Origin of the sequence: Bradyrhizobium sp. 155 (genome assembly GCF_023101105.1) — a bacterium.
Lineage (GTDB): Bacteria > Pseudomonadota > Alphaproteobacteria > Rhizobiales > Xanthobacteraceae > Bradyrhizobium > Bradyrhizobium canariense_D.
Genome location: NZ_CP064704.1, coordinates 6,390,396 through 6,407,021, shown reverse-complemented (window position 1 = coordinate 6,407,021; position 16,626 = coordinate 6,390,396). Strand labels below are relative to the sequence as shown.

Below are 16,626 nucleotides of genomic sequence, written 5' to 3'. Positions count from 1 at the left end.
TCAACGGCAACCCCGACCTCTTCAGGAATTCAACAGAACCCGGGACATCCCCACCGCGCGTTCCTTGACGGCTTTCGTCGCAAAGCCGGCCGCGGGATGATTGCTGCTGCGCCTATGCTGTAAACGGCTCGGGCTGGATCGCTGCTGCTCAATCTACGGTCCTAACAAAGTCCGCGCTCGTGCGGCTGGCATCTGGCCGCCAAGAAGCCATACACAAGTTGGACTCCATTCCGCACAACGAGCTGACCTTCGGCCGACCTCAGACTGGAAAACTTAAATAAGCCACCCCGACCAGAGTCGCTCGCGAGGGCGAGGTTCTATGGTCAAAGGTGCTGCTCGCACTCACGTTGTGGACCGAGGAGGGCAGCAGGCGCTCTCCGCGGATAAGCCGACTCGGCCGATCTCGAATAGCCTTGGCCTTCAGACGTCACCTTCATGATCATCGCTTCAAAACTCCTGACCATTTCGGCGGCAAGCAAGGGCTCACGCCAGTGACTTGTGCGGCGATGCTGTCGGTAGCAACAGTTTCTCTCGTGTGCCTACAAGTTTAGCTTGCTCGGGCTGAATTCAATGTTTCGGTCAATGACTCCTCAAATATATCTAGGCCTTGTCCCAACGTTTCTTGATCGATCGTAAGTGCAGGCAAGAACTTGACAACCTGATCGGTCGGTCCGCATCGCTCGATAATCAATCCCTTTTTAAAAGCTCTATGTGACGTTGCCTCTGCGATTTCGGTCGTTTTGCAATCGAATCCACATACCAAGCCCCGTCCACGAACAGCAAACTTGTTTCCGTGCTGGTGCGCGATAGCATCGAGTCTACGCCGCATAAATGCGCCCAAGCGTCGGACCTGTTGCGAGAGCGTCTGGTTGCGCCAATACAGATTCAAAGCCGCTTTGCCAGAAACGAGTGCAAGGTTGTTTCCTCGAAACGTCCCCGTGTGCTCGCCTGGTTCCCATGCGTCAATCGCTTCTTTGATCAGGAGCATCGATAGTGGCAAACCGTACCCACTCAGCGATTTCGACATTACAACAATGTCTGGCGACAACGCGGCGAACTCGAAACTGAAGAACTCGCCTGTACGGCCACAGCCCATTTGGATATCGTCAACTACGAAAATAGCTCCGACCTCTTTTGCCAAAGCCTCAATTGACTGCAACCATTCCTTACCGGCGACGTTAATGCCTCCCTCTCCTTGCACGGTTTCGACGAGAATGGCGGCTGGAAGATCAGTGCCACTGCTCTCATCCATTAATACCTTTCGCACGTAATCCGCCGGACTGTGAGCGGAGCCAAGATACCCATCATAGGGCATGAACGTTGTGCCGGATAAGGGAATGCTGCTGGCTTTGCGGTAAAAGCGGTTACCGCTCGCGGCTATGGCTCCCAAGCTTTGACCGTGATATCCATTCGTGAAAGAAATGACGTTGTGACGTCCTGTGATCTTACGCGAGAGCTTTAGAGCTGCTTCAACAGCGTTAGCTCCCGTAGGCCCTGTAAATTGAAAGCGGTAGGAAAGATTCCGTTCACGAAGGATGACAGAGCTAAAGGTCTCCATAAATTCGACCTTAGCTGGAGTGGCCATGTCCAAGCCGTGGACGACGCCGTCCGAGTCCAGATACTCGCTGATTGCCGCTTTGATCTCCTGATTGTTGTGGCCATAATTTAGCGCTCCAGCGCCGGACAGAAAGTCAATGACCTTTCGGCCATCCTCTGCGAACATAATCGAGCCGCGCGCCCTGCTGAACACAGCAGGAAAGGAACGTGAGTACGAGCGCACGTTAGACTCTAGCATTTCGACTGTCTTCATTCTGTGCGGCTCGTGTCCTCCAACCATGTCGTCGTCTCCTCGACAAGAAAATCTGCCCGACGAACAAGCGCGCGGCCAACATTGTACAGGATTGGCGGATCATGAGCGCACGGTTCCGGCGCCTCTCGTCGTCCTTTGGGCTCTGCGTAGGGCGTCTGAAAATCAGCTCCAACGGCTTACCCGAGGAACCAGGCGGAACAAAGCTACTATGTCTAGTAGTTTCGTCCCCATCCAGCGAGGGCCCAGGCTAAGTCGTCTTTCGCGGGCAGGTTTGCTTAGTCGCGCGCGATCGAAGAATTTGCGCATACAGCGCGGTTAGCTTGGAAGCGGGGAAGTATGTGGGCCGAGAAAGTTCATCGCGACCAGAGGGCCGATGCGCTCCCGGCGACCGCGGAGCCCGCCAGCCGGAGGCGTGTGTTGGATGCTCACGCTCAGGGTCCCGGCGAGTAGAAGGGACAGGGCCGCCGCGGATCTGGCCCGGTGCGCGGGCTTATCGCTCGTCCAGAGCCGCCGCTTTGGGCCTTGCGTTTGGCCGGGATCGGCGCGGAGAGTGGTGGCGTGGATGCGTTCGGCAGCAAAGGCGTGGCTTGAAATTGCTTCGACCAGTGGCATTTGTGTTGCCCTGCAACCCGATTGCGTAGGTTCGGGTGCTTCGGCCCGCCAAAGGGTTGCTGGGAGCGAACGCAAATTGGCGAGTTTGGCGTACACCGCTCGATCCTTCGAAAGCTCAACATCGAAAATGCGGCCTTTGGGTTTCCTGTGAATTCCGAAGCGATCGCCTCGACAGACTGCGGGATTTTGGACGCGATCGTCCCGTCCTGCTCCCGCAAACTCGGTGCCAGATTTGTCTGGAGCGGTGGCACAAGTTTCAGGTGAATTCTTTGTTCTAACGACGTCCTGCCGGCAAGCCGCTGCCGTAGCACTTCGCGCTAAGCTCAGCAAGGATCTTAGGAGTGAAGGTAGGGCGCTCGTTAAACCGATGAGGGCCTCGCCTCCTCTGATTGCGCGATCATACCAAAGGCGCCTTGTCAGGAGCCCGACGTTGCAAGTGCTTCAACCAGATGCCGAAAGTGCAACAACAACGACAGGAATGCGGCAAGAAAGGCGATGGTCCACTGGCACGCGGTAAGCACGGGCAGTCGCGCATTGATCGACATCGTAAGCGCCGCGCGAGTGCGCTTGGTCCAGACTGCTTCCCCATCTTTCACGCGTTCGTTCCACCCTGCTCGCGAAGCGCTGCATCGAGGCAGGCGCTCAACTCCAGGTCAGCAAACGGCTTGGCAAAAAAACCGGCTACGCCCGCGCTCAACGCGCGAGCTCGCGTGCGATCATCTGCGAAGGCAGTCATCAAGATGAACGGTGCAGCGTGGCCCTGGGCTCGCATCTTTTCCAAAAGTTCAAAGCCGCTCATCATGGGCATCTGCACGTCTGCAATGACACAGGACGTGTGGTTCAATTGAGACGACCGCAAGAATTCCTCAGCCGATGCAAACGTATGAACGATGTGGCCCTGCGATTTCAAAAGATTGTTCAGTGCGGCACGAATCGCAGGATCGTCGTCAATAACGGAAACAGTTGAATACCTAGACAAGACGACCTGTTCTTGGTTGGGCGAAGGCGCTGGCCGACGCATGACGGCCAGCAGAAGGGTGCGCGTGTACGACGAAATTGTAAAATCATACTTAGGTTTGTACCGTGAAACGCTCAGTCCCAATTCCCAGCCTCTCAGCCATCCTGATCAAATCGGCTAGCGATCGAGCTCCCATCTTCTTCATCACGTGGCCGCGATAGATTTTGACTGTAATCTCGGCGAGCCCGAGTTCCGCGGCTACCTGTTTGTTCAATAGCCCGGCGGCGACCAGTTTCAACACATCCTGCTCTCGTGGACTTAGGGCCTCAAACAAGGACTGGAGCCTGCTGACCACCTTGTCTACACCTCGTCTCTTCCGATCCTGTTCGATAGCTGCGACTACGCCATCGAGTAGTTCCTGATCGCGAAACGGCTTGCTGAGAAAATCGATTGCTCCACTCTTCATGGCTTTGACGGTCATCGGAATATCGCCATGAGCGGTGATGAAAATGATGGGAATGTGAATCTTCTGTTTGGCTAACTCATTCTGGAGCTCAAGGCCGCTCAATCCAGGCAGCCTGATGTCAAGCACAAGGCAGCTAGGAACATCAGGGAGCTCGCTCTGGAGCATTTCCCGGGCGGATCCGTAAGCAACGACATCTAGACCGATCGAACGAAATAGGTTGACCAGCGATTCGCGCATTGAGAGGTCATCGTCGACGACGAAGACGCTCGGCCTCACCTCAGGCCCGACGACATTTGGGGCTTCCTTCCGGGGTTCAGAGCGCTTGGTCACGATAAGAGCCTCACTTATACGATTTACAGTAGACTTATTGCCTCACGACCACCTTCGATTGATCGCATAGGCTTTTGAGGACGTTCGCAGTGCAAATCTTTGAAATTTTCAAGGTATGTGACCGGTCAGCCATTCGCGCCAGCGTGACGCAGACAGGAAAGTGTAGCAAAAACCGCCCGACTGGTCGAGAACTGCCTTTGGAGTCTGTCCGCCGTCGCGTTGGATTGGCTCCCAAGGCGCCGATCAAACGATCAGCAGCCGATCGAGAAGCACCGAATCCAGAACTTGAGGCGCTCGCTTTAGCGGCGGCGCGTGTCGCCTGGCCTTCGCGAGTGAGACTGCAGCGGACGGCTGATTATGCGGCTGAACGATCAGAATGCCCGTCGCCTTGGTAGTTGCACGCGGGGGCGCGAGCTGAGCGAATCGGCCCGATTGTGCCTGTGCATGCGCCGATCCCGCCGGCGTTGAGATCGGCAAGCGGAGTAGACTATCGCACCCATGCTAAGGAAAATAGACATCAGAGCGAGTAGCAGCGGCATCAGCAACATGAACTCTTCTTTTCCGTCGTCGGAGCGCCTGTGAGTTGCTCTGTGTGAGGAAAGCACCTTGCACCGATTTCGTACAACCTGACGCAAGGTGCGATTCAAGTCCTTTCCGTCATGTTTGTAGGAAAGTTGCTCGAATTCGAGCTGCTGCAGGGGCGCTCACGTGCGTTCGTGGCGTTGTTCTTTCACGAGCCTCGCACCCCAACATGAGGCGGCGTAATCTGAAGGAGAGGCGGGACACACTCCATTCGGTGTCCAGCTGCGGACCGGTTCGCCAAAAGGCAGTTGCATTTGCTCTCCTGCACCAGCCAAACAACCGCTGATCCAGCGAAAGAATGATTCTTCCACCAGAATTTGCGGACATCAGAGGTCCGTGCCCGGCACCTTGAAGGTTCGCTCTTGACCTACATAGGAAGGACAAAACGCGCCCCGAGGGGTCAACCTGAAGGTGTTGTTAGACCTGCCAGTAGCTCATCGATCCGCTAAGGGCCCAGGGCCAGGCAGAAGCATTAAAGGCGAGCCGACGCACTCCGTCGAGAAGAAAGTGCGTCGGGTTCGCCCCACATCGCCAGTACATCCGTGGTGATGCTGCCTCCAATGAAGCAACCAGCGTGGCAAAGCTGGGCTCGCTCAGCAAGGCAGAGTAGGTCGTGACTCCCCGCTACTTCGTGCCGGCCAGGAAGGGGGGCTTGGTCATTCGTAGCGTCAGTTTGTACGATGCCGGCGCAGATCTATCGAATTGGCAAAGAAGGCGTTCCGCTGTACTTTATTCTAATTCCAATTCTCTTCACCGGTTTTGGGGTAGCCTACGCCTTGCTTGAACAGCGGTTCAAGCAGCGAGAACTCTCTCGGTCATCGGCTTCGCAACGGCCGGCAATTGCCCTGCGGCGAACGGCAGCGAGCGGCATTCCGATCAGCGAGGGCCTATACGGGCGTTCGGTGAGCATCAGGGGTGCCTTTGTCGCGGGTCAGTTGCTCCATCATTGGAGGAATGAAGAGAATAGTTATGGGCGCGGTTTCGCTCACACTTGGCTTTCAGATCTGCCCTTGATGCTGTGGTTCAGAGTCGATGACTGCATGGCGCATTCCAACAATGGAGCCAGGAGTGAACGTCGATCTCGAAAACAGCACCGCTCGTGTCGCCGGGATTTCTAGCCTGAGCGCCCTTGCGGCGTTTATGTTCAGCGACTCGAGCGAGCATCTTGCTTCTCCTCGGGTCTTAGAACCGAAGCAGCGATCTGGGCCCTGCTGCACGTCGGGCAGTGCGCCATGGTCGGGTAACGGGCCACGAGCCCACTCCATCGAATACAATCCTTCGCCGACACACTGCGCTAGCGAGAGCGCCGCCGCCGATTCTGTGCAGGCTCGGCCGGCGCGCAGGATTGGGCTGGATCGACACGCTTGGGCCACGTATTGGGTCTGTAAGTCGCATCTCGGCGTGCCGCCGTCCACTCTTTGGCGGCCTTAATCGGTACTCCGGCCCCTTTGCGAAGTCTCTTCACAAGCTCGCCCGATATGTGTCAGCTTCCGGCTCAGTCCTTATTGATCGGGCGGGCAAATGCCGCGGGACCTCAGCCGAACTCTGTTCGGCTCAAGTATCGACAGTGACATCCAGCTCCTGTGGGAGGACGGTGATCGCGCGTTCTGCCGTGGGTGGCACCGGCAAATCCACGGCAGCAGGGCTGTCGTGCTTGTCGTGCGGCCCATCGCGGAACACCCAGCGACGCTCGACCGCCTCGCCCATGAGTACGGGCTGAGGGAGGAGCTAGACGAGGGATGGGCGGTGCGGCCGTTGGAACTCATCCGGGAAGCCGGTCGGACTATGCTGGTCCTGGAGGATCCATGCGGCGAGCCACTGCTAAATTTACTCGGGATCCGTATGGAGCCCAAGCGCTTCCTACGCCTCGCTGTGGGTATCGCGAGGGCCGTGGGCAAGCTTCACCGGCACGGCTTGGTCCACAAGGAGCTGAAACCCGCTCACATTCTGGTCAATTGTCCTGACGAACAGGTGCGACTCACTGGGTTTGGTCTGGCTTCCCGTCTGTCCCGCGAGCGCGTGCCGCCTGAGCCTGCCGAGTTCATCGCCGGCTCGCTGCCCTACATGGCGCCCGAACAGACCGGACGAATGAATCGCTCGGTCGATTGTCGCAGTGATCTCTATTCACTTGGCGTGACATTCTACCAGATGCTGACGGGCGCGCTGCCGTTCACGGGCTCAGATCCCTCGGAGTGGATCCATTGTCATATTGCAAGAAAAGCAACACCGCCCGTCGAGAAGTCGCAAACCCTCCCGGAGCCGATATCTCAGATTGTGATGAAACTCCTCGCGAAAACCGCCGAGGAACGCTACCAGACTGCCGCTGGCCTTGAGCACGATCTGCAACACTGTCTCGCAGCATGGGCCAACCACGCTCGCATCGACCCGTTTGAGCTCGGCACAGACGACACACCTGATCGGCTGCTCATCCCCGAGAAGCTCTATGGCAGAGCCCTTCAGATCGAGGTTTTGCTTGCCTCTTTCGATCGCGCGGTGAAGAGCGGCGCGCCGAAGTTGGTGCTCGTCGCCGGTTATTCCGGTGTCGGTAAGTCTTCGCTCGTCCAGGAGCTACACAAAGCACTGGTGCCCTCGCGCGGGCAGTTGGTATCAGGCAAATTCGACCAACTGAAGCGCGACGTTCCTTATGTGACGCTAGTGCAGACGTTTCAGAGTCTTGTCCGTCCTCTTCTCAGCAAAAGTGAGGGCGAACTCGCCACCTGGCGGCAAGCGCTCCTGGAGGCGCTCGGCACGAATGGACGACTGATGGTCGAATTGATCCCCGATCTGAGCCTGATCATTGGCGAGCAGCCCGCAGTTGCTGAGCTTCCAGCCCGGCAAGCGCAAATGCGTTTCCAACTGGTGCTTCGCCGCTTCATTGGCGTGTTCGCGCGGCGAACCCATCCTTTGGTGCTCTTCCTCGACGATTTGCAGTGGCATGATGCCGCAACGCTCGACTTGATCGAGGATCTCCTGACGCAGTCGGATCTGCACCTGCTGCTGATTGGAGCTTACCGCAGCAACGAACTTGATGCAGGCCATCCACTCAAACGCAAGCTCGACTCCTTCAGGAGAGCCGACGTAAATTTCGAGGAGATCACGCTCTCGCCGCTCGCTGCAGACGATGTCGCGCAGTTAGTCGCGGATACCCTTCGCTGCGGACTAAAACGCGCTGCCCCGCTTGCAAAGTTGGTGCATCAGAAGACGATGGGTAATCCGTTCTTCGCCATTCAATTCCTTTCTGAACTGGCCGAAGAGCAGCTATTGACGTTCGATCACGAGTCGGCGCGCTGGCGGTGGGATCTCGAGCGTATTCACGCAAAAGCGTACACCAAGAATGTCGTGGATCTGATGCTCGGCAAGCTCATCCGCCTGCCTGAGGCAACGCAGGACGCGCTGCAACAGCTGGCCTGTTTCGGCAACATCGCCGGGACGGCGGAGCTTGCGATCGTGCTCGAAATTTCGCAGGAGAAGGTGCATGCGACCCTGTGGCCGGCGATCCGGCAGGAACTCATCGCGCGCCACGGAACAGCCTACCGCTTCCTCCATGATCGCGTTCAAGAGGCGGCCTACTTCCTGGTGCCGGAATCCTCGCGCGCTCCTGCCCATCTGCGGATCGGTCGGTTGCTGGCGGCACACGTTCCTGCGCACAAACGCGAAGAGGCTGTCTTCGACATCGTCAGCCAACTCAATCGAGGCGTCGCGCTAATTGCCTCCGGTCATGAGCGTGAGCAGCTCGCAGAGCTGAATTTCGTCGCAGGGCAGCGTGCCAGGGCGTCGGCTGCCTACGCCTCGGCACTCACATATTTCACCGTCGGTGCTGCGCTGCTCGCGGAGCACTCTTGGGGAAGGCGCCACGAACTCGCGTTTGCACTGGAGACAAGCCGGGCTGAATGCGAATTCTTGGTAGGCCAGCTGGACATTGCAGAAAGCCTCCTGTCGGTACTGTCGAAGCGCGCCTTGAACGCGCCCCAGCGAGCAACGGTCGCATGCTTGCGGGTCGATCTTTACTTGGCGCTCGGCCAGCACGGGCGGGCAGTGCTCACAGGGCTCGAATATCTTCACGACGTCGGGATCGAGTGGTCGCAGCATCCGACGGACCAGGAAACATTAACCGAATATCAGCGGATGTGGTCACAGCTGCCCGAGGCAATCGAGGATCTTTCTAGGTTGCCTGCGATGACAGATCAGACCATGCTTGCCACGCTTGCCGTCTTGACGCGCATTCTTCCGCCCGCAGGTTTCACGGACGCCAATTTATCCGCTTTGGTCATCTGCAGAGCTGTCACCATCAGCCTCGAATACGGCAACACCGATGCTTCTTGCGCCCATTACGCATGGCTGGGCCGAATCTTGGCCGGGCGCTTCGGCGACTACCAAGCAGCTGACAAATTTGGTCGTCTTGCTTGCGACCTGGTTGATCGCGGTGAGTTCTCCCGCTTTCGGGCTCCCGTCTATTTGGCCTTCGGGTGCAACGTGATCCCGTGGACGAAGCCCCTAAGAGGTGGCCGAGTTTTGATTCGGCGAGCGCTCGCAGCTGCGATCAGCAGCGGCGATGTCATCTACGAGGCGTACAGCTTGCTTCATCTAACCTCAAATATGATGATGGCCGGAGATCCCCTGAAAGAGGTGCAGAACGAGATAGAGAAAAGCTTTGCTACGATACGGGATAGAAAGGTTCAGTTTGCTGCTGATACCGTAGCCGCTCAGCTCGCAATCATTAGAAGCATGCGCGGCCTCACGCGCTCATTCGGTTGCTTGGATGACCAACAGTTTGACGAGCTAGAGGTCGAGCGATCGTTGGCTCGGAGTCTGGAGCTGTCACCTAGTGAAACCGTCTACTGGATCCGCAAACTTCAGGCGCGATTTCTAGCCGGCGATTATGCTGCGGCTGTTGATGCTCGCTCCAAGGCGGAGCCCAAATTATGGACTATGCCGACAGAGCCCTTGATCGCGGAGTTTCACTTCTTTGGTGCGCTGTCTCACTCATGTTACTGCGACAAGCTAGGCGAAAGCGAACAACAGCAACATTGGCTTATCATTGATGCCCATTACAGACAGCTGCAGATATGGGCGACGAATTGCCCCGAAAATTTTGAGAATCGGACTGCCCTGGTCGGCGCTGAAATTGCAAGGCTCGAATACCGGGATGCACACGCAATGCGACTGTATGAACACGCAATCCAGACCGCAGCACGTAACGGTTTCGCCCACCACGAGGCAATCGCTTGCGAGCTTGCAGCGCGCTTTTATGCTGCGCGTGGTTTTGACAGAATATCCCGGGTTTACCTGCAGGACGCCCGGCGCGGCTACCTTCGTTGGGGGGCAGATGGCAAAGTGCGTCAGCTCGACGAGCAGAATCCCCACCTCAGCCATGAGGAGACCGCTCCTGCCGTGAATGGCCTGAGGATCGGAGCTCCGGTTGAGCATCTTGATCTCGCGACGGTAACAAAAGTGTCGCAGGCGATTTCCGGCGAGATTGTTCTTCAAAAGCTAATCGACACGCTTATGCGGACTGCCATTGAGCAGGCCGGCGCCGAACGAGGTTTGTTGATTCTGCTACATGGAGGCGAGCCACGGATCGAGGCGGAAGCCACAACGGTAGCGGATGCGCTGCTTGTAAAGGTGAATGAACAGCCCGTAACGCCGATGGCTCTTCCCGAGTCCGTGCTGCATTTCGTCCTGCGTGTCCGCGAAAACGTCATTCTCGAAGATGCTGTCGCCGAGCCTTCATTTGCGGAAGATCCGTATATCCGCGAGCGCAAAGCGCGTTCTATTCTTTGCCTGCCACTGATCACGCAGGGCAAGCTGATCGGCGTACTTTATCTGGAGAATAATCTCGCCGCGCGCATATTCTCGGCTGCCCGCAACTCGGTGCTGAAAATGCTTGCGTCCCAAGCTGCAACAGCGCTGGAAAACAGCCGCTTGTACAGCGAAGTTCAGCAACGGGAGTCGAAAATCCGGCGCTTACTTGACGCTAACATCATTGGAATATTCATCATTCGCGAAGGAGGCGAGATCATCGAAGCAAATCAAAGCTTTCTCACGATGGTTGGATACGACCGAGAGGATCTCGTCGCGGGGCGAGTGAACGGTCTCGACCTGACACCGCCAGAATGGCACGAGCGTACACTGAATGCGCGAACAGAAGCAAAAAGGACCGGAGCGGTTCAGCAGTTCGAGAAAGAGTATGTCCGCAAGGATGGCAGCCGCGTGCCGGTGCTAGTTGGCGTCGCCGTATTCGATGCGCGAGACGACCAAGGTGTTGGCTTCGTCCTCGACCTGACAGAGCGAAAGAGAGCGGAAGCGGAAGCCCGTGAAAGCGAACGACGGTATCGCGAGACTCTGATGGGGCTGGCACACGCCAATCGGATCACGACAATGGGACAGCTGGCCGCCTCAATCGCCCATGAGGTCAACCAGCCGATTGCCGCGATCCGGAGTAATGCGGGGGCGGGGCTAAATTGGCTCGGTGCTCAACCCCCAAATCTGGAAGAAGTTCGGCAGACCTTCGGGTTGATTGTCCGTGACAGTATGCGAGCAGGGAACGTGATCCGCCGGATCCGCGCTCTTATGAATAAGGCTCCTATGCAAACGGAGCTTCTCGCAATTGACGAATTGATTTTAGAGGTGCTGGGCCTAGTTCGCGCGGAACTTGCGAAAAATGATGTATGGGTGCAAACGCGACGGACTGAGGCGTTGCCGCTCGTCCGGGCAGATCGCGTCCAGGTGCGGCAGGTGATTCTCAATTTGATCACGAACGCCATCGAGGCCATGAGCGAGATCAACGAAAGTGATCGCGAGTTACTGATCAGTGCGCGGACAGATGACTCGAATAACGTAGTGGTCACTTTTCGGGATACGGGTCCAGGACTCGATCCGAACTGCGCTGACCGCGTGTTCGATGCGTTTTACACCACCAAGTCCGAAGGCATGGGCATGGGGCTGGCCATTTGCCATTCTATTATTGAGGCGCACGGAGGCCGGATGTGGGCGGGCGCCAATGATCCTCGCGGGGCTGTCTTTCAGTTCAGCATGCCGGTTGCGCCGGAGGGCGTGGATCGGTCGGAACAGGTCTCTTCAACGTCTTAGGCTCGAATTCGACATCGAGCAGGGCGCTCCGGGAGCCCCGATCATCGTGACAGAAGCAACGGCGAGACCTCGAGGATTTGAGACATTCGCGTTTCTTACTGCCCATCGGGGAGTGTTGGAGCGTGCGCAGATTGTCGCGAATTGTCAGAAGATCTGCAATCTGACCCTAACGTCGGATTCAAGACGCTTTGAGGGCTTCCTGCAAGTCTCAGAGGCTTGCAGGGCGTCAAGCGGAATCAGACGAAAGCTGCACCTGTTGGAGAGAATGACGGCAATCGCCCTCCAAAGCATCTTTTGTTTGAGTCGGGAGGGCGACTTAATGCATGCAACCGTCGCCTGTGGCAGTGCAGATCTTCAGTGTGGGTGATCAGTTCGGCCCATCGCAACATTCCGTACTAAACTGGTTTCGAAACCGCTTGCTTTGATAACCGTGGAGCCGGGGCAGCCCACTTGAATCCGATCTCAATGCAGAGCATTCTGTCATGCGCCCCGAAGCGCACCTCGGATTGCAACCGGTGTACCGCTCTTCTTCTCCGGAGTTGGCCTCGGGGCCGCGCGCCGCTGTTGGCGGTTGCAATAGCTGACGCGCAAGCGATGGCGTCCTGTATGGTTTTCTCTGCTCTGTGAAAAGCACCTGCCGCGAGCAGGAACCCTCCGCTGCCGGCGCATCGCTGTGCAGAAGGAGAGCAGTCGAGATATGGAGAAATGCAGGTGGTACCGCGTCGTTCACAATACGTCGTTCGGGTTCGTCATCGCAATGAGGTGAGCCACACGACGGTCTTCGTCACGGTCGCTCTTTGATAACCCCTCGATGACGCCGGCGCGATCCGCCGCGTTGCGGTTCTGGCTCATCTTCCGCGTGCCATCGAACCGTGTAATTTGCAATCGCAGGCCGACAATCCCCTTCAGCTCCGTTTTGACGAAATCGGCAGGGGCGTCAGACACCGCCCAGCGGTCTTTGCCCGAGCGCTCATGCACATCGGTCAGCCGCGTGACCACCCTTCGCAGCCGATCGGCATCATCGAAGAATTCGATCGGCCCGTAGGCATGCACAGCGACATAGTTCCACGTCGGTACGGCCTCGCCTCTCTCGTGCTTGGTCACGTACCAGGAAGGGCTGACATAGGCCTCCGGCCCAGCGAAAATGGCCATCGCCTCGCCAGCCGGTGTCAGCTTCCACTGCGGATTCGCACGCGCCACGTGGGCGTAAATCGTGCCCATGGAGCCTTCGCGCTCGTCGAGTACTACGGGCAGCATCGTTCCAACAAGCCCTTCGTGAGTAGCGGTGATCAGTGTCGCCGTGCGTGCCTCGCGCATCGTCCGATGAACGTCGGTGATATCGACAACTTGGAAGGAGGGCGGCGTGTACATCGACGAAGCTCCCCGGCAGCCCGACGGAAAGCCGGGCGACTCATGATTCGGACTAGGGTACGCCTCGTGTCGGATCACAGAAACGATCGGTTTTGGTGGGTATTTTCATTCCTCCGCGCTCTAGGCCCCTGGGCCAGTAAGCCTATGATGAGTCAAAGGTGCAGGTGCAGATCGGAGGGTGCGTTTGCACGCTGGCCAGCCGTTGCCTTCCACGGGCCGCCTGCAGACGAATTCGGCTCTTCGTGCCGATGACTGCAGCACATGAGCAGCTTCACCTTAGAGCTATGAGTGGGACGCCAGAGTTGCGGCTGAGCCCTTGCCGCATCAGCTCGCCGCGCCGCGAGTCGCAGGTTGGCGGTGACTGGTTGTGCTAGATCCGCGCCGGCACTGGACGGACATATCAAAAGCAAGGAAATCTTGGCCATTCCGGCGGCGTGATGATCGCCGGTCAAGAAGTCGATAAGAGGCGTCCGTCTGTGCGATGTGTCTGGCACGCGACATACAGGCCCAATCTGGCCCACCTATATCGCAGACAGGGGCCTAACATCCGACGTGCAATCCAGGATGACGAGGATCCCAGCCGCGCCGCCTATCTGTTTCCCGCGGGATGCGAATGCACCACGCGTTCTGGTGCTGGTCGAAAATGGCGAAGAGCTCAAGCGCCTCCCGCCGGTCCAGCACGTCAAGAGCGACGGCCCATCCTCCTAGCCTAGCATTACAGTTGCTTTTGTTGCGGGCTTCTGAATCCATGGGCAACCATGATTCGAATGTCGTGGGCGCGGGCCGCGTCGGTTGAGGCGACGCTTGCGTTGTGGGCGGCGTCGCTTCGAGAGATCAAGCAACGGATACGTCCGTTGTTCACGCAAGAGCGTGTTGCGACGAATGCAGGTCTGTTCCTGGAAGGTCTGCTCGGAGATGAGCAGCGCAAGACCGGTTGGATGCGCGCGGAGGCGGCTGGCGATCCCGGCCCATGGCGGCAGCAGGCGATTCTGGGTCGTGGAGACTGGGACGCTGATGCCCTGCGCGATATCGTGCACGACTATGTCATCGAGCATTTGGCGGATGACGATGCGGTGCTCGTGATCGACGAGACCGGTTTTCTCAAACAGGGCAAAGCGTCATGCGGAGTGGCGCGGCAATACACTGGTTCGGCAGGAAAGATCACGAACTGCCAGATCGGCGTCTTCGCTGCCTACGTTTCGCGTCATGGCCATGCGTTCATCGATCGCGCGTTGTATCTTCCGAAGGAATGGACCGACGATCCAGATCGTCTGGAAGCCACATATGTGCCTGCCGATGTCGGCTTTGCGACCAAACCAAAGCTTGCGACGAGAATGATCGCACGCGCGATAGCCGGGTCTGTACCATTCAAGTGGGTTGCCGGTGATACCGTCTACGGTGTTGGCAACATCGAACAGCAACTACGTCGGGCAGGCAAAGGCTACGTGCTTGGGGTCAGCAGCGCTCATGTGTTTCGATCCTGGGGCAAGCGACCGCCGGTCGCCGGTACGGCTGCAGACCTCGCCCGGACGCGGCGCTCATCCGACTGGAAGCGCCTGTCGGCGGGAGCCGGAACCAAAGGACCGCGGCTGCACGATTGGTGTTATCTCGAATTGGCGGATCTCGAGGCCGAGCAGTCCAACAGTGCAAATGACGGTTTGTGGACACGCGGTCTACTGATCCGTCGTCGCATTGCCGATGATGACCTCGCCTTCTTCACCACCTGGTGCCCAGCGGGAACAGCCATTGAAACGCTGGTCGCGGTCGAAGGCCATCGATGGGCGATCGAGGACAGCTTTGAAACGGCGAAAAACGAGTTCGGGCTCGATCACAACGAGAGCAGATCCTGGCATGGCTGGCACCGTCATGTGTCCTTGGTGATGCTCGCCTTCGCCATGATGGCCGCGATCCGACATCGCGCTAATCCGCCACCGCCCAAAAAAACGAAACGGCGCCCCCCGGCAAAAGCCAAAACATAACCACCCCACCACTGATCCGTTGGTCAATCCAGGAAATCCGCCGCATTGCTATCAGACTTGCGCGGAAGCGGATTCAACCCGCACACATCATCGCATGGTCCTTCTGGCGCAGAGCTCACCAGGCTGCCGCTCAACGCGCCCACTTCAAATCAAAAAAGCAACTGTAATGCTAGGGTCTGTACCTAATTTGCGCCACGTGATTCTCTTCCGCATATTTTGATTCGGGGACGAGCGATGCGTGGCGGCCTGTTGTGATAAGCAGTGGGCGCGGATAGAACCTCACCTGCCGACGGGACTGACCGGACCGGATCGGGACGACGATCGGCGCATTATCAGCGGCTTCATTCAAATGCTGCAATCGGGTGCGCGGTGGATCTACAATCGCTTCAATCGTTGGGCAAAGCGCGGACGATGGTGCGCGATCTTTGAAGCGCTGGCCAAGCCCGGCAAAGATGCCGTCGCGCTTTCGCTCGACTCGACCTCGATTAAAGCTCACCGGTGTGCCTCCGGCGGAAAAGGGGGGAGCACAATCAAGCAATCGGCCGCTCGCGAGGCGGCCGCACGACAAAACTCCATGCGCTGAGCGATGCCAGGCGGAGCGACGATTACCCGCCCAAGGCGAAAGCGATCGTCCCTGAGCGTCGACGGGCTGAGGCGGGATCGGGGCAGCAGCACGCCATGGATCGCGACGGCGGCGCCGATCTCGATGTGTGCACCCGGGGCCGCACCGACAGTCTTGATGAGCGGCGCGGCGCCGCCGGCGCACGATCCCTTCCGAAAGGGTCCGCGCTCGAGGCCGAAGACGGAAACCGGCCCAGGCGGCGGGCAGACGAACACGAGATCGCCGACGACGACTTGCCGACCGATTGGCACGCCTACCCGGTCTATTTGACGAACGAGAAGAAGCTGGCGCCACGCTCGGTGCAAGTGACCGTCGCGGCGCTTCGATTTCTCTACCGCGCCACGCTCGGCCTCGATTGGGATTTCGACCAGATCATTCAGTGCGCCAAAGGCGCCAAAGACACTGGCCTTCATTCTCAGCCCTGAGGAGGTGCTGCATCGCCAAGCCGACCGACCGTCAGCCCAAAACCGCCGCCGCATGACCGGCCCGTCCGTCACCAAAATTTGGCGATAGCTCATTTCCGGAGCCGGCTCTGCGATCGGGGTTGAAGTCTACGTAGCGTCAGGTTGTACAGTCCGAATCATACATGCGGTGAAGCTTCATGATCGGAAGGAGAGGCTTCAATGTCCTAAGAGCGCAGGTGCGTTGGAGTATTGATTGTGCAGGCACGGCCGGCTGGTTGTAGCTAATGTGAGGACATTGAACTGAAGACGAAGAGAGTTTGCAAGGGAACTTCTCAAACCCCGGACGCCTTCCAACAGCAATGGGGCGGCCCAGTTTCGATCGCGGTGTGGCCGCATGCCCTTC

Annotated in this window: 7 protein-coding genes and 1 pseudogene; 4 read left to right on the top strand and 4 right to left on the bottom strand. The window is 58.0% G+C overall.

Going from position 1 to position 16,626, the window contains the following annotated elements; all coding sequences use genetic code 11:
- Positions 1–547 precede the first annotated feature (547 nt).
- The 3 genes from ectB to IVA93_RS30730 all read right to left on the bottom strand — a co-directional run bounded on the left by ectB (position 548) and on the right by IVA93_RS30730 (position 4,176).
- Positions 548–1,810 (bottom strand): diaminobutyrate--2-oxoglutarate transaminase, encoded by a 1,263-nt coding sequence (gene ectB / locus IVA93_RS30740; protein ID WP_018455506.1) that lies wholly within the window; start codon positions 1,808–1,810, stop codon positions 548–550.
- 1,204 nt (positions 1,811–3,014) lie between these two features.
- Positions 3,015–3,443, bottom strand: a complete 429-nt coding sequence (locus tag IVA93_RS30735) for a response regulator transcription factor (RefSeq protein WP_051112988.1) — start codon at positions 3,441–3,443, stop codon at positions 3,015–3,017.
- Positions 3,444–3,492: 49 nt separating this feature from the next.
- On the bottom strand, positions 3,493–4,176 hold the full coding sequence (locus tag IVA93_RS30730) for a response regulator transcription factor (protein ID WP_018455509.1): 684 nt from the start codon (positions 4,174–4,176) through the stop codon (positions 3,493–3,495).
- A 2,103-nt stretch (positions 4,177–6,279) separates the two neighbouring features.
- On the opposite strand from IVA93_RS30730, the gene IVA93_RS30725 reads away from it, so the two are divergent.
- Entirely contained in the window at positions 6,280–11,847 is a 5,568-nt protein-coding gene (locus tag IVA93_RS30725; RefSeq protein ID WP_018455510.1) for a trifunctional serine/threonine-protein kinase/ATP-binding protein/sensor histidine kinase, read from the top strand.
- 726 nt (positions 11,848–12,573) lie between these two features.
- Here IVA93_RS30725 and IVA93_RS30720 read toward each other — a convergent pair.
- Positions 12,574–13,218, bottom strand: coding sequence for an FMN-binding negative transcriptional regulator (locus tag IVA93_RS30720; protein WP_018455512.1), 645 nt, complete (start codon positions 13,216–13,218; stop codon positions 12,574–12,576).
- A gap of 758 nt (positions 13,219–13,976) precedes the next feature.
- Here IVA93_RS30720 and IVA93_RS30715 point away from each other — a divergent pair.
- The 3 genes and pseudogenes from IVA93_RS30715 to IVA93_RS30705 all read left to right on the top strand — a co-directional run bounded on the left by IVA93_RS30715 (position 13,977) and on the right by IVA93_RS30705 (position 16,244).
- Positions 13,977–15,197 carry an IS701 family transposase gene (locus tag IVA93_RS30715; RefSeq protein ID WP_247285483.1) on the top strand — a complete coding sequence of 407 codons (1,221 nt, stop codon included), beginning with the start codon at positions 13,977–13,979 and terminating at the stop codon, positions 15,195–15,197.
- Between the two features lie 238 nt (positions 15,198–15,435).
- Positions 15,436–15,785, top strand: a pseudogene (locus IVA93_RS30710) (transposase); the annotation flags it as partial.
- Positions 15,786–15,875: 90 nt separating this feature from the next.
- Positions 15,876–16,244, top strand: coding sequence for a hypothetical protein (locus tag IVA93_RS30705; protein ID WP_026233973.1), 369 nt, complete (start codon positions 15,876–15,878; stop codon positions 16,242–16,244).
- Positions 16,245–16,626: the final 382 nt, after the last annotated feature.

Coding starts and splice junctions, on each gene's coding strand:
- IVA93_RS30720 (WP_018455512.1), bottom strand. CDS start 13,218: ATGTACACGCCGCCCTCCTTCCAAGTTGTCGATATCACCGACGTTCAT.
- IVA93_RS30725 (WP_018455510.1), top strand. CDS start 6,280: ATGCCGCGGGACCTCAGCCGAACTCTGTTCGGCTCAAGTATCGACAGT.
- IVA93_RS30715 (WP_247285483.1), top strand. CDS start 13,977: ATGATTCGAATGTCGTGGGCGCGGGCCGCGTCGGTTGAGGCGACGCTT.
- ectB (WP_018455506.1), bottom strand. CDS start 1,810: ATGAAGACAGTCGAAATGCTAGAGTCTAACGTGCGCTCGTACTCACGT.
- IVA93_RS30735 (WP_051112988.1), bottom strand. CDS start 3,443: ATGCGTCGGCCAGCGCCTTCGCCCAACCAAGAACAGGTCGTCTTGTCT.
- IVA93_RS30705 (WP_026233973.1), top strand. CDS start 15,876: ATGGATCGCGACGGCGGCGCCGATCTCGATGTGTGCACCCGGGGCCGC.